Genomic DNA, 23936 nt, shown 5'->3' with positions numbered 1-23936 from the left:
ATCATGATAAGTGTTCAAAACCAGCATTTTGAATTAGTAAAGGAAGAAAAAAACGGTTTTAACGAAGAGGCTTTTAAAGAAAGATACAGCGAAATTTTAAATAAATACGATTTTATTGTTGGAGATTGGGGCTATAGTCAGCTAAGGCTTCGTGGTTTTTTTGATGATCAAAATCAAAAAGCAACATATGACACAAAAATTAGTACCCTTGATGAGTACATATTTGAATACTGTAATTTCGGCTGTGCGTACTTTGTTTTAAAAAGAATAAAAAAATAACGTGACAAAAAGTAGTCACGTTACCTAATTAACCATCTTATTTTGACGTATAAGGTGGTTCTTCATTTTTGCTAGGGTCATCATGGGTTGGATGAGCCGGCATATCATGTCGCTCCAAATTTTGATGAAGTGATTTATTTTCGTAATTAAAGGCACTATAATAACGTTGTCCTTCCTGCCAAGGTGTACTTTTATTAGTAACAGGCTCATCTTTATTTCGCGGTGAGCCATAAGGACCCTCGGGAAGTTGTTCAGGAATTAAAAAGTTACGTTGTGTTTCTACATTTGAAAAATCGGTATACGTTTCTTTTTCTTTATCATCCATCATAGGTCACCTACCTTTTAATCGGTAGTTTCTACGGAAAATCACCTTAACATACATCACATTAATTCATATAAAAAATCACGGAGCTCTGCTGCATCTTCTTCATTTAGCTGATAAGCATATTCTATGTATCCTGGTTCCTTTAAATCATCCTCACCAATAATGGCAAAGCGATTACTTTGTATATCCAAAACAAGATGCTTACCATAATAACGGTCACTTTGAACAATGGCCAGATCGAATCGCTGATTTTCCCCCACAAAGCTTACAAACCTTGTTTTTGTATCAACTGTATCATCATATAAAAAAAATCGTTCAGACATTATATCTCTCCTTAATTACCCAGATTTCATCCATACCTTATCATATCAGAAGAAATAAGTCCTGAGAAAACCTCAATCATAAATAGAACAAAATGAAAATAATTTTTTCAAAAAAAAGTCGAAAAACAGAAAAATATGTTAAAATGTTACTACGTATAGTTAATGTCAGAAGGGTTGAGTACATAATATGATAAGTGGGCTATGTGAAAAACATTATAGGCGTTTAAGAAAATGGAGTAAACTATTTTTACATAAAAGCAAATTAAAGTTCTATCCACCTAAATTTGTACTTCGAGACCCGATTTTAGAAGGTGTCCATCAAGCGATGTTTAGTGGACATCAGGTTGCTGTAGTAGTCATGACTATTTCGAATCTTCGTGAATTTTCTCAACAATTGGAACCGGTACAATTAGAGGAATATAAAAGAGATCTAAGAGCAGGATTCAAAAGTATTGTTGAAGATTCACCATACAACTCAGACTTACTTGTTGTTCACGATTATTACAGTGAAGGATTAACCATTTTCTTTAAAATAAATGATGATAAGCAAAGTGTTGTGTATATTGAAAATCTTATCCGAACACTAGTGCCAAGGTTAGAAAGATGGATGTTTACAAAGTATCCTTATTTTAACCAATCTTTTGAAATCGGTTATATGTTCATTGAAAGAGAGCATTCAACTATCCAGGATGCGCTATATACAGCACAACAACAAGCAGTGGCAATGGCTGAAAAGCGAATTCAGTCACGATATATAGAAACGTTATTAAAAATGCGTGATATTATTCAAAAGCAGGATATTAGTCTGTTAGCTCAACCAATCATAGACCTTTCAACAAATCAAATTAAAGCATGGGAGTTTTTGACAAGAGGACCTAAAGATACTGCATTTGAGAGTCCTTTACAATTATTTTCATTAGCGAGGCAATCCAATTTAATTTATGATCTTGAACTTTTAGTCCTTGAGAAAGCATTTCATTTGATCAATTCAGTAGGTTGTATGGATGATGTATTTTTAAACTTCACTCCAATTACACTTGGGAATAAACGGTTTATTCCTGGACTCGAAAAACTGTTAACGCGGTACCCTGATATCGAGCCTAGAAGGATGATTTTTGAAGTAACTGAGCGAGATTCAATTGAAGGCTTAAAATTTTTCCATGATAATATAAAACAATTACGTCAAAAGGGCTTTAGAATAGCTGTTGATGATACAGGAGCAGGATATTCTAGTTTACATACAATAAGTGAGCTTCTTCCGGACATTATAAAAATAGATCGATCCGTCATTCAAGATATTGACACGAGCAAGGTAAAGGAATCAATGCTAAAAGGACTTATTTTAATTGCCAGAGAAACAGGCTCCTTAGTAGTAGCTGAAGGTATTGAAAAGAAAGAAGAAGCAGAGGTTCTCAAAAGAAACCAGGTTGATTTAGCACAAGGATACTTTTATGCAAAGCCTGGACAATTACAGAAGGATCGTGTTGCTTTAGTATAGGAAGGTGATTACTTGTATTTTGTAGATCGTGACCAAATAGAGGCAAAATTATCATTTCTGGAAGAACAGATAAAACTCTTTAATAATCAAACATCTTGGAATCAAGAAATAGAGAAGGCAGGACTAGAAAGAATTTGTCATATGTTCATTGAAACGGTCGTAGATGTGGGAAATTCGATGATTGATGGATTCATTATGAGAGATCCTGGCAGTTACGAAGACATTATCGACATACTTTTAGATGAAAAAGTAGTTACTCAAGCACAGGCAAATGACTTAAAACAAGTGATCCTTCTTAGAAAACAACTTGTTCAGGATTATTTAGAAATTAATCATGAGGAGCTACAGCAGGTTGTTACTTCTCATAAAGCAGGAATTACTTCATTCCCAGCTCAAGTTCGAAGCTACATAGAAAATGAATTGGGGCCAGTCTCAGCATTTAAACCATTAGGATGACGAATACTTGTCATCCTCTTTGTTTTTATTACTAGCCTTTCAATGAATAGGTTAAACAACTTGGGGAGGAATACTTTTGAAAAAATACAAAGGGTATTTAATCGACTTAGATGGAACGATGTATAAAGGAACTGAGCGAATTGAGGAAGCAGGTCATTTTGTTGACTATTTAGTTAGAAATGAGATTCCATATCTGTTTGTTACGAACAACTCTTCTCAAACACCTAAACAAGTTGCCAAGAAATTAAATGAATTTCAAATACAGGCTTCAGAGGATCGGGTATTTACGACAAGTCAGGCAACAGCGAATTATATCGCGCAAAAAAAGGATCAGGCAACTGTTTATATGATTGGGGAAGAAGGCTTAAGGGAGGCTATCCAAACAAGCGGACATCATTTAGTTGATGAAAATCCAGATTTTGTTGTTGTGGGAATTGATCGAGACATATCTTATGAAAAATATGCAAAAGCCTGCATTGCCGTACGAAACGGTGCAGCCTTCATTTCCACAAACGCAGATATCGCAATTCCTACTGAAAGAGGGTTATTACCTGGAAATGGTGCATTAACATCTGTCATAGCTGTATCAACTAATACAGCACCTGTATTTATTGGTAAGCCGGAGAAAATTATTGTTGAACAAGCATTAGAGGTATTGGGAGTAGCAAAAGAAGATACATTAATGGTTGGAGATAATTACGATACAGATATAATGGCAGGTATGAATTGTGGAATTGATACTCTGCTTGTCCATACTGGTGTAACGACGAAGGAGCTACTAAAGCAATATAATAGTCAACCAACTTATACAATAGATTCATTGAGTGATTACTTGAAACATATAAATTGAAATGCAATGTAAAAAAGCTACTTTCAAATGGAAGTAGCTTTTTAAAACGTTTTTATTCTACATCTCTGGCACGATGAGCAAGTCTGCTAGAAGCAGCTGCTGCAATTGCACCAACAATGTCATCTAAGAATGTATGACATTTTCCACCCGATTTATCATTAAGGTATTGAAGGATACCTGGCTTCATTTTGTCAATATATCCATAGTTAGTAAAGCCGATGGAGCCGTATATGTTAACAATCGAAAATGCTAAAATCTCATCTACTCCATAAAGACTTTCATCAGTGCCGATAATAGATTGAAGAGGCTCCTCTAGTTGTCCTTTTTCAGCGAGAATATCAAACTGAATTCCTGTAAGAATAGCGTTTTGTACTTCTCTTTTTGTAAGGACACGATCTACATTATCCAAGCAATCGTCCATTTTGAGATCAGGATGATATTTTTCTTGTAAGAAGTATACAAGGTCTGCGATATCCTCCAGCTTTACACCTCGTTTAACTAGCCAATCTCTTGCTGTTTTTTCAACAATGTCCATTTTCTCTTCACTTTTCATTTTATCACCCAATTCTTTTTTTGTACGTTATGAAAGCAATGTCACAGAAGTTATTTTTAATATTAGATAAGTGCCAATACCTCTGTCTTTCCCTTTAAGGCTCGTCAGTAGACGAGACTTTTTGTGTATTTATTCATTGTATGAAATGAATCACTGATATATACGAATAAAAAACGTATCTTATCGTATTTTAGAAATCAGTTCATTTCTAATCATTCCCTTGTTTTACTCTCTAATAACCTGAATAAAGATAAATTCTTTATAGAAGGGTAATTTCCTTCTAATAACTTATTTTCTTTTTAGTCTAATCATAAAGATAAGAATAAATGATTATGATTAGTATGGGGTTATTGCTGGGAGGATAAGGAAATGAAACAAACCATTTATGAAGAGTATGGGATAAAGGTAAGAGAAATAAGTAAATTAGGGAATTATGACTCGTTTAGCCTGCATAATAATCAATTTATTATTGTTCCTGTATCGCATATTGAAGAGGAAGAGCTATATGAATTGTATCAATTAAGTCAATATATGCTTGAAAAAGGGGAACCTCATTTAGCCACTATGGTCTTAACGAAACAGAATCACTTGTTTTTTGAGCAAGATTCAGTTAGATATGCTGTACTAAAATGTTCATCCTATACACAGAGCAGGTTTAACCTATTAGGAAGGGATTTAGCGCGTTTTCATTCAAAAGCAAGGGCTTATCCATATCAAGTATCGAAAACGCAGCGGATCGGTCAGTGGAAAATTCTTTGGGAAAAAAGACTGGATCAATTGGAGATGTTCTGGAGGGGAAAGTTCAAAGTCAACCACTTTCTGCATTTGAAAAGTTGTTTGTTGAATCTTTCCCATATTATGTGGGATTATCAGAAAATGCTATTCAATATTTAGTTGACACAGAATTGGATGAAGAACCACAGCCGATTGACTCAGGGACAATTTGTCACCAGAGGTTTCATGAATACACATGGAATCCTAGCATGTGTATAAAGTCTCCAACAGATTGGGTGTTTGATCATAGTAGTCGGGATTTAGCGGAATATATGAGGCAGTATTTCTTGGGAAAACCTGAAGAGCTTAGATCAGAGGGATTTAAATTCCTCGAAGAGTATGATCGTACCACTCCTCTTTCTCCCTTTTCCTGGAGACTAATATACAGCAGGCTGCTATTTCCAATTCATTATTTTGAGTGTGTAGAAGAATACTATTTATCACCAGAAGACCAACAACCGAGATTTGAAGACCGAATGAAAGAAATCTTAAAAAGATCAGGACAGTATGAAGAATTTTTAAAAGCTTACTCAAGTATGTTAACGATAAGAACAAGAAGGATTTCTGTCCCTGCAATTGATTGGCTTGCGATAAGGTAGGTTTGAACCAAACCCTGATTTTCCTAAAGGGTTCGGTTTTGAAGTACAAAATACGTATAAATATAGCTTTTCATATAGTAGTTAACACTAGGATTAAATTTAGCATGTAGTTCAGCAAAGGAAAATGCTTGGAGACATATATGCTCCAAGCATTTTTTATATCAAAATAAGCACCCATTTAAGCGATTGTCAAATCTACAAGAACCCTCAGGAAATAAGCGGAGAAATTCCTCTTAATGAGGGAAATAGCACAAAAAATAGATTAAATAGACGGAAAGATTCCGCCTATTTAATCAAAAAAGATGAAAATCGACCATTTTCCTTTGCTTAACCGGAAGAATTCCGCTAATATCCACCAACCGAGTTCCATTCTTCAGGATAACCGGAAAAACTCCGTTTATTAAACTATTGGTTACTCCCCTAGTAAGCAGTCATTGAAAATTATGGTAAAATATATATTGTCTTAAACTAACGTAAGAGGTGAGAAAATGAAAAGGCCTTACATATATGTAACAAGAAAATGCTCAGAAGAACAGCTGCAGCCACTTTACGAAATAGCTGATGTTGAAATGTGGGCTGAAGAAGAGAAGCCATGCCCTAGAGAGGTGTTGCTTGAAAAAGTAACAAATGCAGACGCTTTGTTAACGATGCTTTCTGATTCAATTGATCAGGAGTTACTAGACAAAGGAACTCAGCTTAAAGTTGTAGCCAATTTAGCGGTTGGTTTTGATAATATTAATGTACAATATGCAAATGAAAAAGGGATAGTTGTCTGCAATACTCCTGATATCCTTACAGATACAACTGCTGATTTAACGTTTGGGTTATTACTTACATCAGCACGAAGATTAATAGAGGCAGCGGATTATGTCAAAGATAATCAATGGAAAAGCTGGGGCTCCTCTTCTTTTAGCTGGTCACGATGTTCATCATAAAACGATCGGCATTGTTGGAATGGGGAAAATAGGACAAGCTGTTGCGAAGCGGGCAACTGGTTTTGACATGAAGATTCTTTATCATAATCGAACTAGAAATGAAGAAGCTGAAACAACATTAGGAGCAAAGTTTTGTCGTTTTGATGAGCTGTTAACTTCCTCTGATTTCGTTGTATGCCTTGCACCACTTACAAAAGAAACAAAAAATCTATTTGATTTAGAGGCATTTAAGAAAATGAAAAATACAGGGATTTTTATTAATGCAAGTAGAGGTGCGGTTGTAAATGAAGAAGACCTTTATCAGGCTTTAGTAAATAAAGAAATTGCGGCAGCAGGACTTGATGTGTTTTTACATGAACCAATACAAGCTGATCATCCTTTAGTGGGATTGAACAATGTTGTGGCATTTCCACATATCGGCAGTGCTAGTCTTGAAACGAGATATTCGATGATGAATCTTTGTGCAACGAATATTAAAGCTGTTCTAAGCGGAGAAGAGCCTAAAACAAAAGTAACGATTTAATGATGTTTGAAGTAAGGGGTAATTATGACCCTATTTTTCACTTGAAAACGTTTTTATTATAAAAACTGAAAATTCACCCTTGTAAAACAGTTCTTTACATTTTATAATGACAAGTATATTCATTGTGTCTTTTATGAGAGTACAATTGTACTTTATAGATAAACAAAAAGGAGTGGGATATTGTGGAGGCAATTCATGTTGGACTTTTAGGTCTCGGGACGGTTGGTAGTGGTGTTGTAAAGATTATAGAAGACCATCAAGATAAACTTATGCACCAAGTAGGCTGCCCTGTTAAGGTTAAAAAGGTTGTCGTAAAAACGTTAGAAAAAGAAAGACAAGTTCATATTGATAAAGAAATGCTTACAACAAACGTAGACGATGTGATTAAAAACCCTGACATAGATGTTGTTATTGAAGTAATGGGTGGTGTTGAAGAAACTCGTAAACACCTCATTGAAGCACTGAAGGCTAAAAAGCATGTTGTTACGGCGAACAAGGATTTAATGGCTGTGTACGGAACAGAATTGCTTTCTATTGCAACTGATAACGGCTGTGACCTATTTTATGAGGCAAGTGTAGCTGGTGGTATTCCAATTCTACGTACACTAGCTGAGGGCTTTAGCTTCAGATCGTATTACGAAGATGATGGGAATTGTTAACGGTACAACAAACTTTATCTTAACAAAAATGACAAAGCAAGGAAGTGCTTATGATGAGGTACTAAAAGAAGCACAAGACTTAGGCTTTGCAGAAGCGGATCCAACTTCAGATGTAGAAGGATTGGATGCAGCAAGAAAAATGGCAATCCTTGCAAGACTAGGATTCTCAATGCATGTTGATTTAGATGATGTAAATGTTAAGGGGATTTCTAGTGTATCTGATGATGACATCAGCTACAGTAAGCGACTAGGCTATACGATGAAGCTAATTGGAATAGCGGAACGTGAAAATGGAAAGATTGAAGTGTCTGTTGAACCTACATTACTACCAGAAACACATCCACTTGCAGCAGTAAACGATGAGTACAACGCTGTTTATGTTTATGGTGAAGCTGTTGGGGAGACTATGTTCTACGGTCCTGGTGCAGGAAGTCTTCCTACTGCAACGTCTGTAGTTTCTGATTTAGTTGGAGTTATGAAAAACATGAGATTGAATGTGAACGGCCGCAGTGCTGTTGTCCCTCAATTTGATAAACAATTAAAAGCCCAGAGCATATTTACGCTCAGCATTTCTTAAGAATTAGTGCAAAGGATCAGGTTGGGGCATTCTCAAATATTACATCTCTTTTCTCAGAGAGAGGCGTGAGCTTTGAAAAAATTCTTCAATTACCTATTAAAAATAGTAACCTAGCAGAAATCGTCATTGTCACACATAAAGCAGCTCAAAGTGATTTTGAAGATATTTTACAGCAATTAAATGACTTAGAAGTCGTCGAAGAAGTTAAAAGCACGTATCGTGTAGAAGGGAACGGATCAATATGATGTGGAAAGGCCTTATCCAAGAATTTGCAGAATTTTTACCTGTAACTGAAAATACACCAAAACTTACTTTACAGGAGGGGAACACTCCTCTTATTCATCTACCTAAGCTATCTGAAAAGCTGGGTGTTGAGCTTTACGTAAAAACAGAGGGAACAAATCCAACTGGTTCTTTTAAAGATCGTGGTATGGTTATGGCTGTTGCAAAGGCTAAGGAAGAAGGCAGTGACACTGTTATCTGTGCTTCTACTGGTAATACATCTGCTGCTGCAGCTGCGTACGCAGCAAGAGCAAATATGAAGTGTATCGTTCTTATTCCTGATGGGAAAATTGCTTTTGGTAAATTAGCACAAGCAGTTATGTATGGAGCTGAAATTTACGCAATTCAAGGTAATTTTGATCATGCATTAACAATGGTTCGAAACATTAGCAAAAAATTGCCGATTACATTAGTTAACTCTGTTAATCCATATCGTATCGAAGGACAAAAAACAGCTGCATTCGAAGTGTGTGAGCAGCTAGGCAGTGCCCCGGACTATTTAGCAATCCCTGTTGGAAACGCTGGAAACATTACTGCATATTGGAAAGGCTTCAAAGAGTATAACGAAAAGAAACAAACAGGCCTTCCAAAAATCCACGGATTCCAGGCAGAAGGAGCAGCGGCAATTGTTCGTGGTGAGCCAATTGCAAATCCGGAAACTGTTGCTACGGCTATTCGTATCGGTAACCCGGCAAGCTGGGAAACGGCTGTAAAAGCGAAGGAAGAGTCAGAAGGACGTATTGATTCTGTGACAGATGAAGAAATTTTAGAAGCCTATCAATTAATTGCACGTGAAGAAGGTGTTTTTGCGGAACCTGGTTCTTGTGCATCGATCGCAGGTTTAATCAAACATCGTAAATTAGGCTTAATTGCAGAAGGCAGTAAGGTAGTAGCTGTATTAACTGGAAACGGATTAAAAGATCCAAACACAGCTATTGATGTTTCTGAAATTAAACCGATTGTTCTTCCAAATGACGAAGAGACATTCCTGCAGCAATTAAGTGGAGTTACAGTACAATGATTGAAGGAGACATGTTAAAAATTACAGTTCCGGGGAGTACAGCTAATTTAGGTCCTGGATTTGATTCGGTTGGTTTAGCGTTAGGTAAATACTTAACGCTTGAGGTGAAAAAAGCAGAAGAGCGCATTTTCTTGCCGATGACAGACCATGTAAAAGATATCCCTACAAATGATCAAAACTTGATTGCCAAAGTGGCGATTAAGGTAGCAGAAAACTATAATCAAACATTACCAGCATGTGAAGTAAAGGTTTGGAGTGACATTCCAATGGCAAGAGGAATTGGAAGCAGTGCTGCAGCCATAATTGCTGGTATAGAGCTTTCAAATCAGCTTTGTGGTCTTCAATTAACAGATGAAGAAAAATTGCGGATTGCAAGCCTTGAAGAAGGACACCCAGATAATGTTGGAGCTTCTCTGTATGGTGGTCTTGTCGTTGGGCTTCACCAAGAAGACAAAACAGAACTGGTTTGCGTTAAAGAAGTGAATGTTGACGCAGTAGTTGTAGTACCAAAATATGAGGTATTTACAAGCGATGCGAGAAATGTATTACCTCAAGAGTTAGCTTATAAAACAGCAGTTGAAGCAAGTGCGATCAGTAATATGCTTATTGCAGGACTTCTTACGAATGATTGGCATTTAGTAGGTAATATGATGAGCAAGGATCTTTTTCATCAGCCATATAGAGGAAAATTAATTCCTGAAATTCAAGCTGTTCAAGAAAAGGTCGAAGCACTTGGAGCCTATGGCTCAGCATTAAGTGGTGCTGGTCCTACTGTTATTTGCTTTATTGAAAAAGGCAAAGGAAATGAATTGGCAGAAAAGCTTTCTCATGATTTTAAAAATTGCGATGTAGAGTGCCTTGATATTGATCTAGTTGGCTGTAGAGTAGAGCAGGTACAGGAAATAAAGAGTATATAAAAAACTCGCCAATTGGCGAGTTTTTGGTTATATATAAGAGTGGAGATGGAATAAAAAAGACTGACACCTAAATGTCAGTCTTTTTGTATTAGAATACTTGTTCTACTTCAACAACACCTGGTACTTCTTCTAATAACGCACGCTCTATACCAGCTTTTAAAGTGATTGTTGAGCTTGGGCAGCTTCCACAAGCACCTAAAAGGCGAAGTTTAACAATACCATCTTCTATATCTACTAATTCACAATCTCCTCCATCACGAAGCAAGAATGGACGAAGTTTATCTAATACTTCTTGTACTTGTTCAAGCATAGCTGTTTCAGTTGTCATTATAATCGACTCCTTTCCTTATCTATATTATATTTGAAATGAAGAAAAAAATCTAATCGTAAGATTGAATTTTCTAAGGCTTAATAAACCCAATATTACCATATAATCTTTCTAAAAGTAAGGGAAAGGAACCTGTTTTCATTAGTAAGTATACCCAAATGCTGTCATGAAAATAGCTCTAATCTCAAAGAAATCTAGCTAGCCTCAAGATGTTTAACAGTTCATATATAATGTTAAGGATGGAAAGATGATAATATATCGACTACAATGGAGAAAAAGACGGTAGGTGAAGGAAAATGAAGCCTGTTGAAATTAGTGTATATGGTGCAGAGGTTCTTTGTCCAAGCTGTGTGAATTTACCATCAGCTAAAGAAACTTATGAGTGGTTGGAAGCTGCATTAAATCGAAAATATAAAGATCAACCGTTTATGATCGTATATATTGATATTGATCAGCCACAAGAAGAGCCTGATAAGCAGGAGTTTGCCCAAAAGATTCTTAATGATGAGTACTTTTATCCACTTGTTGTCATTGAGGGCAAGGTGGTAGGTGAGGGAAGTCCCCGTCTAAAGGTAATTTGTGAGGAAATGGAAGAGCATGGATATGTTAGTAACTAAATAAAAACACTCAAGTCAATGGACTTGAGTGTTTTTTATCGTTTAGCGTATAATTTTGGATAACGCTTCGACATCCAGCTCCAGCACCTAAATTTCCCTCGAGGTCATAAGCCAATTTAGAATATAAGGCAAAGTACGCCTTCTATTCTAAATCGTCTTATGCTGGTCGGGGCTGAACGAGGCGCTTCCGCTTTTGTTATTAACCATTATGATATTTATACATCCAAAGAACACCGGACTTTAATAGTCGTGGAACACGGCCCATTAAAGGTCTATCATTAACAAGTCCAAAGCCTTGTTTTTTCCCTAATGAACCTAGTACACCTTTCAATTTAAAAGGTGGGAATGATTCTGGAAGAGGTTCGTTGTTCCACTTCTTTAATAGTACTTGGACAATTTGTTCAGCTTGCGCTTCTGCCAGCTGAGCACTAGGGGCATGTGGAAGACTTGCGCAGTCTCCAACAACAAACACATCTTCGTGACTTGGAATAAAATGTTGAACAGTTAATACAACTCTTCCTTGATTATCCTTTTCAACCGGAAGATCTCTAACCACTTTATTTGGCTGAATTCCAGCTGTCCATACGATAGCATCACACTCAAAAGGTTGATCATGATTATAGACAATGTTTGGTTCTACCTTCGTTATATTAGCTTCACTAATAATTTCAACACCATGCTCTGTGAACCATTTTTCAACATAACTACTTAAACGTTCAGGAAAGCTTGATAGGATATGCTTACTGCGATCAAACAATTTAATGTTAAGGTCTTTACGACTTTCACGAAGTTCGCTGGCAAGCTCAACACCACTTAAACCTGCACCAACAATCCCTACAGTTGCATCTGCTTTTAAATTATTGAGCACTTGGTAGGTTTCGCGTGACTGGTCAATACTTTGAATGCTATAAGTGAATTCATCTGCTCCTGGTACGTTATGATATTTATCTACACAACCTAAACCAATGATTAAGTCATCAAATTGAACAGGCTCGTGATCATTTAATAGTACTTGTTTGTTTTCAAGATCAACAGACGTTACTTCTCCAAAAATGGAATGAAGTCTAGGATGCTCCGGAAAAGAGACCCTTATATGATGATCTGAAATAGTACCTGCCGCAAGTGCATAGTATTCTGTTTTTAAACAATGATAAGGATTTTTATCAATAAGAGTAATTTGAACATCTTCAGGCAATTGATTTGGAAGTAAACGAAGCAGTACGCGCATACCGCCATATCCTCCGCCAAGTATGACTAGGTTCTTCATTTTTGATACTCCTTTTTCCCCACGTTTTTAATAAACTATAATTGCAAGGCCAAGAATAATACACACAATATGTTCTATTCTTTTGACCAAATAAAAATGAATAATTAGGAAATAAATTTTAAAAAGGAAACGTTTAGTTAAGGCTAGTCCTATCTTTATAAATGAAATATTAAAAGTATAACGACTGAATCATTTTACAACAATATTACTCCAAAAAAACGTTTTCTTTTTATTTTAAAAATTTTTTCCTTTATGGTACAACACAATTATGAATTATTTGTTTAGTGTTTACAATCCTATTTCGTTTTTTTAACTAAAAAAATGACAAAAAAGCATCACATAAATGTTATAGATAGTATTTATTGCTAGTTACCATAGAGTATAATAAAATTTGACGTTTATTTGTAATCCTATTAGGATTAAGCAGTAGAGAGGTGTTAAGATGAAGCCAATTATTGAATTTTGTATAAGTAATTTAGCACAAGGGGCTTCAGGCTGCGTTAGAAAAGCTGGAAAAAGACCCTAATTTAGATATTATTGAATACGGATGTTTAAGCTATTGTGGCAAATGTGGACATTCATTATATGCTTTAGTAAATGGAGAAGTAGTAACTGGAGATGACCCAGATGAGTTGGTTGAAAATATATATACGTTTTTAGAGGAAAATCCTATGTTTTAAAACTTGTCAAAAAGTGCGATTAAGAGGCCATGATGGAGTTTGACATAGCGAATGATTAACCTGAAAAAGCTGACCGAAAAATGGTCAGCTTGTTTTGTTATTGTTCAGGAATTTATAACCTGCTTTAATTGTGGATAACGCTTCGACATCCAGCTGAACGAGGCGCTTCTCGCTTTTGTTCTTAACTTGATTTTACTTCACGCATTTCTGCCCAACGATCTTTAGCCATTTGCACAATACCTTTTTCAAGAGTGTCCGTTTGTTTTTCGATTACCTTGGAAAAATACTGTGTTGCTTGGCTAACTAGATCTAATCTTCTGCTTAAGTCTCCGATCAGATAAAGAAGCTTAATTTCTGAAAGCTGGGTTCCTGAATAGTCATCAACCATATAAGAGTTAACATATTCTTCAAGAGCTAGCCTTAAAAAGCGTTGTTCTTCCTCGTGGTTAATTTTCTCAGTACGAAATAACCACGATAATCTTAAATAAAGACCAGCTAGTGCAACATGATTTTCTTTTTTTATACTAGAGCAGTAAATGGCTAACTTGTAAGATTCTATCGCTGTATCAACGGTACGCTCAAAACAATAATTTCTTCCACTCCAATTGTCACAAACTTTTTGTTGAATCATTTCTTTTGCATTTGGAGGAAAATAAGTCGAGCATTCCTCAGAGGAAGAAAAGCCGCAGTTTGGACAAACAGAAACATAATATAAAAGCGGGTTGATTTCTGTTGAAGTGTAATATGAACAAAAGTCTGTATCGTGCCGGTGTGCACGAATAAATCTGGAAAGTACTTTTTTCGTTGTATAATTGGTTTTACACATTAAGCAATTAACTTTACGATCATACAAATGATGTAGTTCATTATTCACAAAGAATCACTCCTTTATCTCGTCAAGAGTGGACATGCAATACTAATTTAACTAAATTATATCAGAAAACTATGTAAAAAGGACTATTTATTATTAAAACTATGGGATTTTTTAGGTATAGACTCTTTTGTTTTTTAGAAAGTTAAGCTTAGGTTTAAGAAGCAGTTAAAAATAAAAGCTCCCTGAATAACAGGAAGCTTTTATTTCTATAAAACGGGGGATAATTATATTGTTTTCAGATTTCCAACATTTTATACTAATAAAAATGAAGATTTTTGGAGGATAACAATGAACTCATTTCAATTTACGAAAATGCACGGATTAGGAAACAACTATATATATGTTAATACTTTTGAGGAAAAGCTTGAAGAAGGCCAATTATCAGACATTGCCAGACAGGTCTCAAATGTATATACAGGGATTGGCTCTGATGGTCTTATCTTAATATGTCCTTCAGATAAAGCAGAAGTTAAAATGAGAATCTTTAATAATGATGGCTCAGAAGGAAAAAATTGCGGAAATGGATTAAGATGTGTTGCTAAGTACGCCTTTGAGCATAATTTAGTAAAAGAGAAAACATTTAAAATTGAAACATTGTCAGGTCTTGTTGAAGCAACTATTCATGTTGAGGAAAACCGAGTAAACCTCGTAACAGTTGATATGGGATCACCGCGTTTATCAAAAGCAGAGATACCAATGGAAGGTGAGGGTTCTGAACAAACCATATCAGAATCAATCGAATTCTCAGGGCAACAATATGATGTAACAGCTGTTTCAATGGGGAATCCTCATATTATTTTCTATGTGGATGATATAACTCAAGCACCTGTTACAACACTTGGTCCTATCGTTGAAAAAGATCGTCGTTTTCCTGAAGGAGTAAATGTAGAGTTTGTAGAGGTTGTTTCCAAAAATGAATTGCATTTTCGAGTCTGGGAGAGAGGGTCTGGTGTTACACAGGCATGTGGTACAGGAGCTTGTGCAGCAGTTGTTTCTTCCGTGTTAAACAAACATACAAATCAAGGAGAAGAAACTGTTGTGCACCTCGCTGGAGGGGATCTGCTGATTAATTGGACAAATGAAGGAAATGTTTTAATGACAGGTCCTGCAGAAGTCATATGTACTGGAATCTTTTATATTAAATAATCTATCGTTTCAATTATTTGAGTGAGCACATACAATAGTTGTATACTAGTAGTATGATCCTTTCACATAAAGCAAGGAGGTATTCAGATGAGTGAAATTGTCAAAATTACAGAAGCTGCTGCTTATCAGATAAAAGATATGATGAAAGAACATGAAGAGGAAAATTCGTATCTTCGTGTTGGTGTTAAAGGTGGAGGCTGTAGTGGTCTTTCATATGGAATGGGATTTGAGCATGAAATAACGGAAGAAGATCAAGTTCTTGAACAACATGATATGACAATTCTTATTAAAAAAGAAGATGCAGCCATTTTAAATGGAACGATTATTGATTATAAGCAATCCATGATGGGTGGGGGCTTTACGATAGACAACCCAAATGCCATAGCCAGTTGTGGATGCGGATCATCGTTTAGAACAGCTACAAACACTGGAACGCCTGAAAATTGCTAGACTTTCACGGATGATAGAAAAAGGCTGTTTACTTTTGTGGTAAACAGCTTTTTATATTAATTAAATAAACTCGTGCTGTGTAATGGCTGGACACGTGCTTTTGGATCCATATATGCCTTAGCATTGTTTACTGCTGTCGGAGCCTCGCCAAATCCACTTGCAATTAGTTTTACCTTGCCATCATAGGTGCAGATATCTCCAGCTGCATAAATTCCTTCAATGTTCGTTTCCATTTTGGAGTTAACAACAATTGAATTTTTCTCAATTGTTAAACCCCAATCTTTAATTGGTCCAAGTGAGGATACAAATCCATAATTAACGATAAGATCGTCAATTTCTAAAACTTCTTTTCGATCACCTTTCACTTCTTCTAATACTACTTGAGAAATAACCTGTTCCCCATTTAGCTCGACTGGAACAAATGGTGTTAAAACCTGTACCTTTGATTTCATTAATAATTCAACACTATGTTCATGTGCTCTGAATTTATCTCGTCTATGTATTAAACTTACACTTTTTGCAACAGGTTCGAGCATTAATGCCCAGTCAACGGCAGAGTCTCCACCACCAAGAATAGCTACGTTTCTTTCGGCAAATTTATTTAAATCATCAACGAAATAATGTAAATTTTGATTCTCATATTTCTCGCTTTCCTCAAGCTCAAGTTTGCGAGGCTTAAAAGCACCATTACCTGCTGTAATGATGATTGTTTTTGTATAATGAACTTCATTATTAGTGGTTAACATGAATACTCCGTCAGCTTGTTTCTCAACGTGTTCAACAGCTTGATCTAAAACAACTGTTTGCTCAAACTGACCCATTTGCTCCTTCAAATTGTCTACAAGCTCTTGAGCTCTTATTTTTGGAAAGCCTGCAACGTCATAGATGTATTTTTCAGGATATAATGTAGAAAGCTGGCCACCTAATTGAGGAAGACTCTCAATGATTTTTACACTTGCCTGTCTCATTCCACCATAGAATGCAGTGAATAATCCAACAGGACCTCCACCAATAATGGTAATATCATAAACTTTAGTATCTTCTTTCATATCTCATCCTCCTTTTACTACATTTAATTGTGTGCTAATTCATAAACTTTCACTTGAAATGAATGACAATCCATAAGACAAAATTCTTCTTTTTTCACGTTTTGAAAACACTTTCGATAAAAGTAGTACCTAAAATCCATGTATTATAAATTATACGAAGAAAAAAACATAGTCTTTTGTTAGAAAAAATAACTTGAAAAAATATTGTTGAATGGATAATATGATTTATAGGTGTATTTATATATATTATACGTAGCAGATACCAAGGTATGCATTGGTAAGTGAATGTTTTCACAAAGTTTTATCTCTTAAATAAAAATAAAATTGTGGTTTTAAGTCGAATATAGTAATAGACATTATTCGATCCTTTACAACAATTTTAAAAAGAAAAGGTGGATGTATTTCGGTGAAAAAACCAAGAGTCGTTATATTAGGTGCAGGTTATGGTGGGTTAATTACAGTTACACGTTTACAAAAATTAATTAGTGTTGATGAAGCAGATATCACATTAGTGAACAAAAATGACTATCACTATGAAACAACATGGTTACATGAGGCTTCAGCTGGTACGTTACATCATGACCGTGCTCGTTACCAAATCAAAGACATTATCGATACAAATCGTGTGAAATTTGTTCAAGATACTGTTGTATCAATCGATAAAGAAGCTAAGAAAATCGTTTTAGAAAATGGTGAAGTTGAATATGACTATTTAGTTATTTCATTAGGTGCTCACCCTGAAACATTTGGCATTCAAGGTTTAAAAGAGTATGCATTCGGAATCACAAGCATTGACTCTGCTAGACAATTACGTGAGCATATTGAATATCAATTTGCTACATATAACATGGAAGCAGAAAAGAAAGATGAGCGTTTAACAATTGTTGTCGGTGGAGCTGGCTTCACTGGAATTGAATTCTTAGGAGAGCTTGGAAACAGAATCCCAGAGCTTTGTAAAGAATATGATGTTGACTTTAAAAAAGTACGTATTATCTGTGTGGAAGCAGCACCAACAGCATTACCAGGATTTGATCCTGAGTTAGTTGAGTATGCTACAAATCACTTACAGAAAAAAGGCGTAGAATTTATGATCGGTACAGCAATCAAAGAATGTATCGAAGAAGGAATCATCGTTGCAAAAGGTGAAGAGTTAGAAACAATTAAAGCTGGAACGGTTGTTTGGGCAGCGGGTGTTCGTGGTAACAGTGTTGTGGAAGAAGCTGGATTTGAAAATATGCGTGGCCGTGTAAAAGTTGATCCACAACTACGTGCACCGGGACATGATGATGTATTCATTATTGGAGATTGTTCGTTAATCATTAATGAAGAAATTAATCGTCCATATCCTCCAACAGCGCAAATTGCTATGCAACAAGGTGAAACTTGTGCGAAAAACCTTGCATCAGCCATTCGTGGTCGTGGAGAAATGGCATCTTTCACTCCGGACATTAAAGGATCTGTTGCATCATTAGGTGAAGACGATGCAGTTGGTGTTGTATTTGGTAAAAAATTAGTAGGTACTAAAGCTTCATTTATGAAGAAAATGATTGATAACCGTGCTTTATACATGGTTGGAGGTCCTTCATTAGTATTGAAAAAAGGAAAATTCAACATTCTATAATTGTTGTGAAAAAGAGACGAAGGCATATGCCTTTGTCTCTTTTTTAAAAGGTAAGAAAGTATAAAATTTTGTACGTAGTTTTAGTGTCTAGCTCCAGCGCCTAGCCCTCGAGATCATAAGCCAATTTGGAATATAAGGCAAAGAGAACGCCTTCTATTCCAAATCGTCTTATGCTTGTCGGGGACGACCAAGGCGCTTGCGCTTTTCTTATTTCTCTATGTGTTAAAATAAGAAAAAAAGGGGGCTCTATATTGACTCAATCTAAAAGGGGAAATGTATGGTTAGCTGTATCTGGAATTGTGGCTAATCATGAAGGAGAATGGCTTGTTGTTAAAAAGAAATATGGTGGACTCAAGGGGAAATGGTCTTTTCCGGCTGGATTTGTTAATGAAGGAGAAACCATTGATGAGGCTGTATTAAGGGAAATTAAAGAAGAAACAGGCATCTCTGCAAGTATAGCTGGAGTTGTAGGAATTCGTTCAGGGGTAATAAAAGAAGTGATTAGTGATAACATGGTCATTTTCTCATTATTGGCAGATTCAAATGAAATACAGGTTCAAGAAGAGGAATTAGATGAAGTAGCTTTTATACATCCTAAAAAGTTAGTAGAGGACAAAAATTCATCTCTTCTAATCACAAAACTAGCGTCTGACGTCATTGAATCAAAGTTAAATAAATATGATCAATTTAATCCAGGGGACCATTTTGGATATACTACATATACTATGTTTTTATAATATTCACAATACTATGATAAAGAGAGGATTTTAAAGAAAAGCTTAAATGTATTCGCTTACACAAACCTTTTTGTGAGATTTTCTCCCTTTATAATTGTCAGAATAATTGGTATATTATTAAAAACCACTACTATCCTAAAGGGGAGACAGAAATGAACACAACAAAGGTTGAAACAAAGGAATGCCCATATTGTTCTGGGAAAGGGTATTTTCAACTAATACTAGGTGGCTCTGAAACATGTAATAACTGTGATGGCACTGGGAAGAAGTCATAAAACGTTCACTGACAAATCATTGACTGTCTATCGTTAGTTCAGTACACTTAATAGTGGTGTAATGGAGGTGATAGGCATGTTGAGCTTACCGGTTTTATTAATATCCATGTTATTATTTTTAGTATTATTTTTTGGTATTGGGTTTTTATTGAATATGCTTTTACGCATGTCTTGGATTATGGCTATTGTGTATCCAATTGTATGCATTTTCATAGTTGATAACGTCAAATTTATAGAGTATTTTAGAAGCCCTAGTGATTCGTTTGCACAATTAGGGGATAAAATGATGTCATTAGCTTTAGCAGATTTATTAATTTTATCCTGCGGACTGATCGGTGCGATTCTCTCAGGGGTTATTATTAAAATGCTTCGTAAAAGCGGATATCAGATGTTTTAATATATTTTCTACCAAAAAGTCTGACAACGGAATGTCAGGCTTTTTTCGCTTTTAGAAATCAATAAAAAACAGATCTGGTAAAATTTACTTTTCTCCATTTTGAATACTTTTCTCACAATCTGGGAACGAATAGATTTGTGAGAGGAGTGTTTAAGAAACATATGATCAGTATAAAGAGAGTTAGTAGAAGACTAATCATGACATTATTATTTCTGGGAGCATTAACAACAACATATAGCGCAATTTCAGGTGTCGAGGCTAAAGATCTCTCCAATTGGTATTATAATCATAATGAGGATTTTAATGAAAAACTAGTTCATACACACACTGAAGCTGAAGAAAATGAAACTTTCCGTTTTTTAGGACTTACTTTTAAAGCCATGAACAGTGAACCATCGATTAGAACACAGGTGTCTTCGAGTGTTGAAGCAATTAATCAAGAAGTTTCATTGGAAGAAGCAATTGATTGGTCTCAGTATCCGACAAGAAAAGTCGTAGCAACTGGTTATACGGCAGGTGTTGAGTCTACTGGTAAACATCCCGATCATCCTAGCTATGGGATTACTTATTCCGGGGTAAAAGTAAAAAGAGATCTATATTCAACAGTTGCTGCAGATTTAGATGTTTTCCCAATTGGTACCATACTTTTTATCCCAGGCTACGGATATGGAGTTGTGGCAGACAAGGGTGGTGCTATAAAAGGAAACAAATTAGATTTATATTATGAAACCGTTAAAGAGGTTTATAATAATTGGGGTAAAAAGCAAATAGAAGTATACGTTGTTCAAATGGGTGATGGAACATTAACGGAAGAACAATTAAAAAACTTAAATGAAGATGAATCAATGCAAGTGTTTAGGCAAAAATATATAAAAAATAAGACAAAAAGCTAATGAAAGAGTATTAGCTTTTTGTCTTTTAATTAGGACGGGGATAAATATCAGGATGCAACAAATAGGCGAGCTTTTGTAAACCAAGGAGAAGCCGTGGAGAGGGACGGCAAAACAATGATTCCTCTAATAAATGGAGTTGGTTATTTTGAACGGCTCGAAGGGTTTGTGCCCTTTCCCTTTTTAGTACATGTGACAATTTCATTCTAGATTGCTTAACTCCGACCCAGCATAAACAAAAATATTCTGGGTTTCGATTCAGAACATCTTCCCATGTTGTCTGCACGCTAGCTAATTCAACATCTTCAAAAATGTTTCTTGCTCCTGCTAATCTGCTTAGCTCAGTTAACCAGTTGATTTGACCAGGAGAAAATATTGGATTCGGCCACCATTCAAAGAAAATGGAAGGTGGGTTTTGTATCCCATCAGAAATTTCCTTATATGATTGAAGAGTAGCTTGAAAGTCTTTAATAACACCTTCAGCTTCCTTTTGCTTTCCGGTTAATTTACTTAATGTGTGAAGATCATCGCAAATGTCTTGAAATGACTGAGGATTAAAAACAATATGTGGAATTTTCCTCTTTTCCAATTTTTCAATGTTTTTTTCCATCCCAGGTACACTAAGAGAAGCTAGCACCAAGTCAGGATGATAAGATTCCAACATATCCATATTAATGGAAAGGTCTGGGCCTAAACGTGGAAGATGTGATAAATCCAGCGGCCAATCAGAGAAATCATCCAGGGCGACTAATTGCTCCTTTAAACCAAGATAAACTGCAAGCTCCGTATTGCTGGGACAGATGGATATAAGCCTCATTTAAAGCCTCCTTACAAAACAAAAAGGTAGTGTAACAATAGTGCAAGAAGAATACCGGTTAATCCTCCAAAAAACACTTCAATCGGCTGATGTCCAAGTAGCTCCTTCAACTTTTTTTGTTTATCTTGTTCAGCTTTTTTAGGCCATACTTTGGCTTCCTCAACAAAGCGGTTAAAGTCAAGAACAAGCTGATTAAGAACAGTTGCTTGTTCACCAGCATGACGTCTTACTCCTGTTGCATCAAACATCGTGATGATCGCAAAGATAGCAGAAATAGCAAAAATGGATGAACCAAGTCCGTGATCAAGAGCAACTCCTGTTGAAAGTGCAGTTACAGCTGCTGAATGAGAGCTTGGCATACCGCCGGTACTTGTAATTAGTGACCAATCCAGCCTCTTTGAAACAAAGAAATAAATCGGTACCTTAATAAACTGTGCAAAGAAAATGGCTGCCAGTGCAGCGAGTAAAGGAAAGTTGTACAATAATTCCAAGATTAAGCTCCTTTCGTTTTTAGGGCAATGATGTATTTTAAAACTCTTAATATAAAGAGAAGTGTTAAAAAGATTTTCTTCATTATAGCATATACATTGTCAGAATAAGGTGAAGTTCGTTAGTTGGATTTGTCTTATTACACTTTTTTAAATATGTGCTATACAATAGAGATACATACATAATGGAGGTGCTATGAATGTTTAAAGTTATTCATGCAGCAAATACAATTGAACTTAACGATAACGATACATTAGTTATTGGGCCTATATCAAAAAACGAGCAAACTCACTGGATATGCCAAAGAACTTGACGAGAGATTAAATGGTCAAATAACAGAGTTAATGAAAGACGGAGATCTCTCAACAAAATATAAATCCGTTACTAAACTACATACCCTTGGAAAACTTGCTGTAAAACGTATCTTCTTTGTTGGCTTAGGGAAAGAAGCAGACATTACATTTCTTCGAGTGAAAAGAGCTTTTGGAGAATTATTTCAGACGATTCAACAAGCAAAGCTCCAACATATAAGTGTAGCGATTGACACGTTCTTAAATGAAAGAATGAACGACGTTGAAGCAGCACATGCTCTTGCAGAAGCTTTTTCCTTATCAACTTATAAGATTTTAGATTATAAACAAAAATCAAATGAACCTGAAAAAAATATTGAAAATATCTCAGTATTGACTGAAAGTGAAGAAAGCCTTGAAATCAAATCTGCACTTGAAGTTGGTTATGCTTTTGGTGAGGGAACAAATAGTGCAAGAACGCTAACTAATATGCCACCAAATCTTCTAACAGCTACAGAGCTTGCTTCTTATTCAATTGAATTAGCAAAAAGATATCAATTTGAATACGAAGTTTTGGAAAAAGAGGATATGGAACGACTTGGGATGGGGGCTCTCCTAGCAGTTAATAAAGGTTCAGAAGAGCCACCTAAAATGATTGTCTTAAAATATCAGGGAAAAGAAGAGTGGACAGATGTAATTGGTCTTGTTGGAAAAGGAATTACCTATGATACAGGTGGCTACTCCATTAAGCCAAAGGATGGAATTGTCGGGATGAAAACGGACATGGGGGGAGCAGCATCTGTACTTGGAGCTATGCAGATCATCGGTGAAATGAAACCGGAACAAAATGTTGTAGCTGTAATCCCTTCTACAGATAATATGATTAGTGGTGGTGCATTTAAACCTGATGATGTGATTGTTTCATTAAGTGGAAAAACGATTGAGGTTTTGAATACTGATGCAGAAGGTCGTTTGGCGCTTGCTGATGGAATTACATATGCTAAATTTCATGGAGCTAATTATTTAGTTGATGTTGCTACATTAACTGGTGGCGTAATTATTGCGTTAGGAACAGAAACAACTGGTGCTATGACTAATAATGAGGAGTTTTTTGAACAAGTTCTTCAAGCATCACACGAATGTGATGAACCAGTCTGGCGGTTACCGATATTTGAAGGCGATAAAAAACGTGTTCGAAATAGCAAGATGGCCGACTTAAACAATTCTCCTGGTCGTGAAGGACATGCCATTATGGCAGGAACGTTTATTGGAGAATTCGCTGAAGGCACTCCATGGGTACACCTGGATATAGCAGGCACAGCTACAACGTCCCAAAAAACTGAACTTGGACCAACAGGGGCAACTGGCGTAATGGCAAGAACATTAGCTACTTTAGTAGAGAATTTTGAAGTGAAATAAAGAAAAAGGACCGACATGC

Annotated in this window: 24 protein-coding genes and 4 pseudogenes; 19 read left to right on the top strand and 9 right to left on the bottom strand. The window is 35.8% G+C overall.

Annotation, left to right across the window (positions count from 1 at the left end):
- Positions 1–3 precede the first annotated feature (3 nt).
- A complete protein-coding gene (locus MVE64_RS08820; RefSeq protein WP_121663324.1) occupies positions 4–279 on the top strand; it encodes a YutD family protein in 276 nt (91 codons plus the stop codon).
- Between the two features lie 37 nt (positions 280–316).
- On the opposite strand, the gene MVE64_RS08815 is transcribed toward MVE64_RS08820, so the two are convergent.
- Both MVE64_RS08815 and MVE64_RS08810 read right to left on the bottom strand, forming a co-directional pair.
- A complete protein-coding gene (locus tag MVE64_RS08815) occupies positions 317–604 on the bottom strand; it encodes a cytosolic protein (RefSeq protein ID WP_247345612.1) in 288 nt (95 codons plus the stop codon).
- Positions 605–660: 56 nt separating this feature from the next.
- Positions 661–927 carry a DUF3055 domain-containing protein gene (locus MVE64_RS08810; protein ID WP_098795478.1) on the bottom strand — a complete coding sequence of 89 codons (267 nt, stop codon included), beginning with the start codon at positions 925–927 and terminating at the stop codon, positions 661–663.
- A 325-nt stretch (positions 928–1252) separates the two neighbouring features.
- Here MVE64_RS08810 and MVE64_RS08805 point away from each other — a divergent pair, with 325 nt between their 5' ends.
- From MVE64_RS08805 to MVE64_RS08795, 3 genes are all read left to right on the top strand, one after another.
- Positions 1253–2425, top strand: coding sequence for an EAL domain-containing protein (locus MVE64_RS08805; RefSeq protein WP_247345609.1), 1173 nt, complete (start codon positions 1253–1255; stop codon positions 2423–2425).
- A gap of 12 nt (positions 2426–2437) precedes the next feature.
- Entirely contained in the window at positions 2438–2881 is a 444-nt protein-coding gene (locus MVE64_RS08800) for a DUF86 domain-containing protein (protein WP_247345607.1), read from the top strand.
- A gap of 76 nt (positions 2882–2957) precedes the next feature.
- Entirely contained in the window at positions 2958–3731 is a 774-nt protein-coding gene (locus MVE64_RS08795; protein ID WP_247345604.1) for a TIGR01457 family HAD-type hydrolase, read from the top strand.
- A gap of 52 nt (positions 3732–3783) precedes the next feature.
- On the opposite strand, the gene MVE64_RS08790 is transcribed toward MVE64_RS08795, so the two are convergent.
- Complete coding sequence (locus MVE64_RS08790) at positions 3784–4284, bottom strand: phosphatidylglycerophosphatase A family protein (protein WP_098795482.1); 501 nt, start codon at positions 4282–4284, stop codon at positions 3784–3786.
- 369 nt (positions 4285–4653) lie between these two features.
- Between MVE64_RS08790 and yutH the strand changes: the two are divergent.
- The 5 genes and pseudogenes from yutH to thrB all read left to right on the top strand — a co-directional run bounded on the left by yutH (position 4654) and on the right by thrB (position 10571).
- Positions 4654–5657, top strand: a pseudogene (gene yutH, locus MVE64_RS08785) (spore coat putative kinase YutH).
- A 488-nt stretch (positions 5658–6145) separates the two neighbouring features.
- A pseudogene (locus MVE64_RS08780) lies at positions 6146–7115 on the top strand (2-hydroxyacid dehydrogenase).
- Positions 7116–7297: 182 nt separating this feature from the next.
- Positions 7298–8596: pseudogene (locus MVE64_RS08775) on the top strand (homoserine dehydrogenase).
- Entirely contained in the window at positions 8596–9654 is a 1059-nt protein-coding gene (gene thrC, locus MVE64_RS08770; protein WP_121665088.1) for a threonine synthase, read from the top strand. The pseudogene MVE64_RS08775 and the gene thrC overlap by 1 nt, the downstream one beginning before the upstream one ends.
- Positions 9651–10571, top strand: coding sequence for a homoserine kinase (gene thrB, locus MVE64_RS08765; protein ID WP_247345601.1), 921 nt, complete (start codon positions 9651–9653; stop codon positions 10569–10571). Before thrC ends, thrB begins: the two co-directional genes overlap by 4 nt.
- Positions 10572–10659: 88 nt before the next feature.
- Here the strand turns inward: thrB and MVE64_RS08760 are convergent, their stop codons facing one another.
- Positions 10660–10899 carry a NifU family protein gene (locus MVE64_RS08760; protein WP_176550968.1) on the bottom strand — a complete coding sequence of 80 codons (240 nt, stop codon included), beginning with the start codon at positions 10897–10899 and terminating at the stop codon, positions 10660–10662.
- 296 nt (positions 10900–11195) lie between these two features.
- Between MVE64_RS08760 and MVE64_RS08755 the strand changes: the two genes are divergently transcribed.
- Complete coding sequence (locus MVE64_RS08755; RefSeq protein WP_247345598.1) at positions 11196–11516, top strand: YuzD family protein; 321 nt, start codon at positions 11196–11198, stop codon at positions 11514–11516.
- Between the two features lie 199 nt (positions 11517–11715).
- Here MVE64_RS08755 and MVE64_RS08750 read toward each other — a convergent pair whose 3' ends face one another.
- Positions 11716–12783 (bottom strand): NAD(P)/FAD-dependent oxidoreductase, encoded by a 1068-nt coding sequence (locus MVE64_RS08750; RefSeq protein ID WP_231308194.1) that lies wholly within the window; start codon positions 12781–12783, stop codon positions 11716–11718.
- Between the two features lie 442 nt (positions 12784–13225).
- Between MVE64_RS08750 and MVE64_RS08745 the strand changes: the two are divergent.
- Positions 13226–13463: pseudogene (locus tag MVE64_RS08745) on the top strand (YuzB family protein).
- A 181-nt stretch (positions 13464–13644) separates the two neighbouring features.
- On the opposite strand, the gene MVE64_RS08740 reads toward MVE64_RS08745, so the two are convergent.
- The gene (locus tag MVE64_RS08740; RefSeq protein ID WP_281730467.1) at positions 13645–14337 is read right to left on the bottom strand and encodes a DUF2225 domain-containing protein; all 693 of its coding nucleotides are present in this window, start codon (positions 14335–14337) and stop codon (positions 13645–13647) included.
- A 288-nt stretch (positions 14338–14625) separates the two neighbouring features.
- Here MVE64_RS08740 and dapF point away from each other — a divergent pair, with 288 nt between their 5' ends.
- Positions 14626–15483 (top strand): diaminopimelate epimerase, encoded by an 858-nt coding sequence (gene dapF / locus MVE64_RS08735; protein WP_247345595.1) that lies wholly within the window; start codon positions 14626–14628, stop codon positions 15481–15483.
- 87 nt (positions 15484–15570) lie between these two features.
- Entirely contained in the window at positions 15571–15933 is a 363-nt protein-coding gene (locus MVE64_RS08730) for a HesB/IscA family protein (protein ID WP_247345593.1), read from the top strand.
- Between the two features lie 56 nt (positions 15934–15989).
- On the opposite strand, the gene yumC is transcribed toward MVE64_RS08730, so the two are convergent.
- Positions 15990–16982, bottom strand: coding sequence for a ferredoxin--NADP reductase 2 (yumC, locus tag MVE64_RS08725; protein ID WP_247345591.1), 993 nt, complete (start codon positions 16980–16982; stop codon positions 15990–15992).
- A gap of 406 nt (positions 16983–17388) precedes the next feature.
- On the opposite strand from yumC, the gene MVE64_RS08720 reads away from it, so the two are divergent.
- From MVE64_RS08720 to MVE64_RS08700, 5 genes are all read left to right on the top strand, one after another.
- Positions 17389–18603, top strand: coding sequence for an NAD(P)/FAD-dependent oxidoreductase (locus MVE64_RS08720; RefSeq protein ID WP_098795542.1), 1215 nt, complete (start codon positions 17389–17391; stop codon positions 18601–18603).
- A gap of 251 nt (positions 18604–18854) precedes the next feature.
- A complete protein-coding gene (locus MVE64_RS08715) occupies positions 18855–19340 on the top strand; it encodes an NUDIX domain-containing protein (RefSeq protein WP_247345588.1) in 486 nt (161 codons plus the stop codon).
- Between the two features lie 152 nt (positions 19341–19492).
- Entirely contained in the window at positions 19493–19615 is a 123-nt protein-coding gene (locus tag MVE64_RS08710; protein WP_176550973.1) for a YuiA family protein, read from the top strand.
- Between the two features lie 76 nt (positions 19616–19691).
- Positions 19692–20012 carry a YuiB family protein gene (locus tag MVE64_RS08705; RefSeq protein ID WP_247345585.1) on the top strand — a complete coding sequence of 107 codons (321 nt, stop codon included), beginning with the start codon at positions 19692–19694 and terminating at the stop codon, positions 20010–20012.
- Between the two features lie 161 nt (positions 20013–20173).
- The gene (locus MVE64_RS08700) at positions 20174–20905 is read left to right on the top strand and encodes a 3D domain-containing protein (protein WP_098795545.1); all 732 of its coding nucleotides are present in this window, start codon (positions 20174–20176) and stop codon (positions 20903–20905) included.
- A 25-nt stretch (positions 20906–20930) separates the two neighbouring features.
- Here the strand turns inward: MVE64_RS08700 and MVE64_RS08695 are convergent, their stop codons facing one another.
- Both MVE64_RS08695 and MVE64_RS08690 read right to left on the bottom strand, forming a co-directional pair.
- Positions 20931–21719 (bottom strand): cobalamin-binding protein, encoded by a 789-nt coding sequence (locus MVE64_RS08695; protein WP_247345582.1) that lies wholly within the window; start codon positions 21717–21719, stop codon positions 20931–20933.
- A gap of 11 nt (positions 21720–21730) precedes the next feature.
- Positions 21731–22210: a divergent PAP2 family protein gene (locus MVE64_RS08690; RefSeq protein WP_098795547.1), complete on the bottom strand. Its 480-nt coding sequence runs from the start codon at positions 22208–22210 to the stop codon at positions 21731–21733.
- 258 nt (positions 22211–22468) lie between these two features.
- Here MVE64_RS08690 and MVE64_RS08685 point away from each other — a divergent pair, with 258 nt between their 5' ends.
- Complete coding sequence (locus MVE64_RS08685; protein ID WP_247345580.1) at positions 22469–23917, top strand: leucyl aminopeptidase; 1449 nt, start codon at positions 22469–22471, stop codon at positions 23915–23917.
- Positions 23918–23936: the final 19 nt, after the last annotated feature.

Origin of the sequence: Metabacillus endolithicus (assembly GCF_023078335.1) — a bacterium.
Taxonomy (GTDB): domain Bacteria; phylum Bacillota; class Bacilli; order Bacillales; family Bacillaceae; genus Metabacillus; species Metabacillus endolithicus.
The sequence above is the reverse complement of the archived record's forward strand: the minus strand, read 5'-3'. Positions and strand labels throughout refer to the sequence as shown.

Bases quoted from the DNA above. Each gene is read 5' to 3' on its own strand.
- MVE64_RS08820 (WP_121663324.1), top strand. From the start codon at position 4: ATGATAAGTGTTCAAAACCAGCATTTTGAATTAGTAAAGGAAGAAAAA.
- MVE64_RS08815 (WP_247345612.1), bottom strand. From the start codon at position 604: ATGGATGATAAAGAAAAAGAAACGTATACCGATTTTTCAAATGTAGAA.
- MVE64_RS08810 (WP_098795478.1), bottom strand. From the start codon at position 927: ATGTCTGAACGATTTTTTTTATATGATGATACAGTTGATACAAAAACA.
- MVE64_RS08805 (WP_247345609.1), top strand. From the start codon at position 1,253: ATGTTTAGTGGACATCAGGTTGCTGTAGTAGTCATGACTATTTCGAAT.
- MVE64_RS08790 (WP_098795482.1), bottom strand. From the start codon at position 4,284: ATGAAAAGTGAAGAGAAAATGGACATTGTTGAAAAAACAGCAAGAGAT.
- thrC (WP_121665088.1), top strand. From the start codon at position 8,596: ATGTGGAAAGGCCTTATCCAAGAATTTGCAGAATTTTTACCTGTAACT.
- thrB (WP_247345601.1), top strand. From the start codon at position 9,651: ATGATTGAAGGAGACATGTTAAAAATTACAGTTCCGGGGAGTACAGCT.
- MVE64_RS08760 (WP_176550968.1), bottom strand. From the start codon at position 10,899: ATGACAACTGAAACAGCTATGCTTGAACAAGTACAAGAAGTATTAGAT.
- MVE64_RS08755 (WP_247345598.1), top strand. From the start codon at position 11,196: ATGAAGCCTGTTGAAATTAGTGTATATGGTGCAGAGGTTCTTTGTCCA.
- MVE64_RS08750 (WP_231308194.1), bottom strand. From the start codon at position 12,783: ATGAAGAACCTAGTCATACTTGGCGGAGGATATGGCGGTATGCGCGTA.
- dapF (WP_247345595.1), top strand. From the start codon at position 14,626: ATGAACTCATTTCAATTTACGAAAATGCACGGATTAGGAAACAACTAT.
- MVE64_RS08730 (WP_247345593.1), top strand. From the start codon at position 15,571: ATGAGTGAAATTGTCAAAATTACAGAAGCTGCTGCTTATCAGATAAAA.
- yumC (WP_247345591.1), bottom strand. From the start codon at position 16,982: ATGAAAGAAGATACTAAAGTTTATGATATTACCATTATTGGTGGAGGT.
- MVE64_RS08710 (WP_176550973.1), top strand. From the start codon at position 19,493: ATGAACACAACAAAGGTTGAAACAAAGGAATGCCCATATTGTTCTGGG.
- MVE64_RS08705 (WP_247345585.1), top strand. From the start codon at position 19,692: ATGTTGAGCTTACCGGTTTTATTAATATCCATGTTATTATTTTTAGTA.
- MVE64_RS08700 (WP_098795545.1), top strand. From the start codon at position 20,174: ATGATCAGTATAAAGAGAGTTAGTAGAAGACTAATCATGACATTATTA.
- MVE64_RS08695 (WP_247345582.1), bottom strand. From the start codon at position 21,719: ATGAGGCTTATATCCATCTGTCCCAGCAATACGGAGCTTGCAGTTTAT.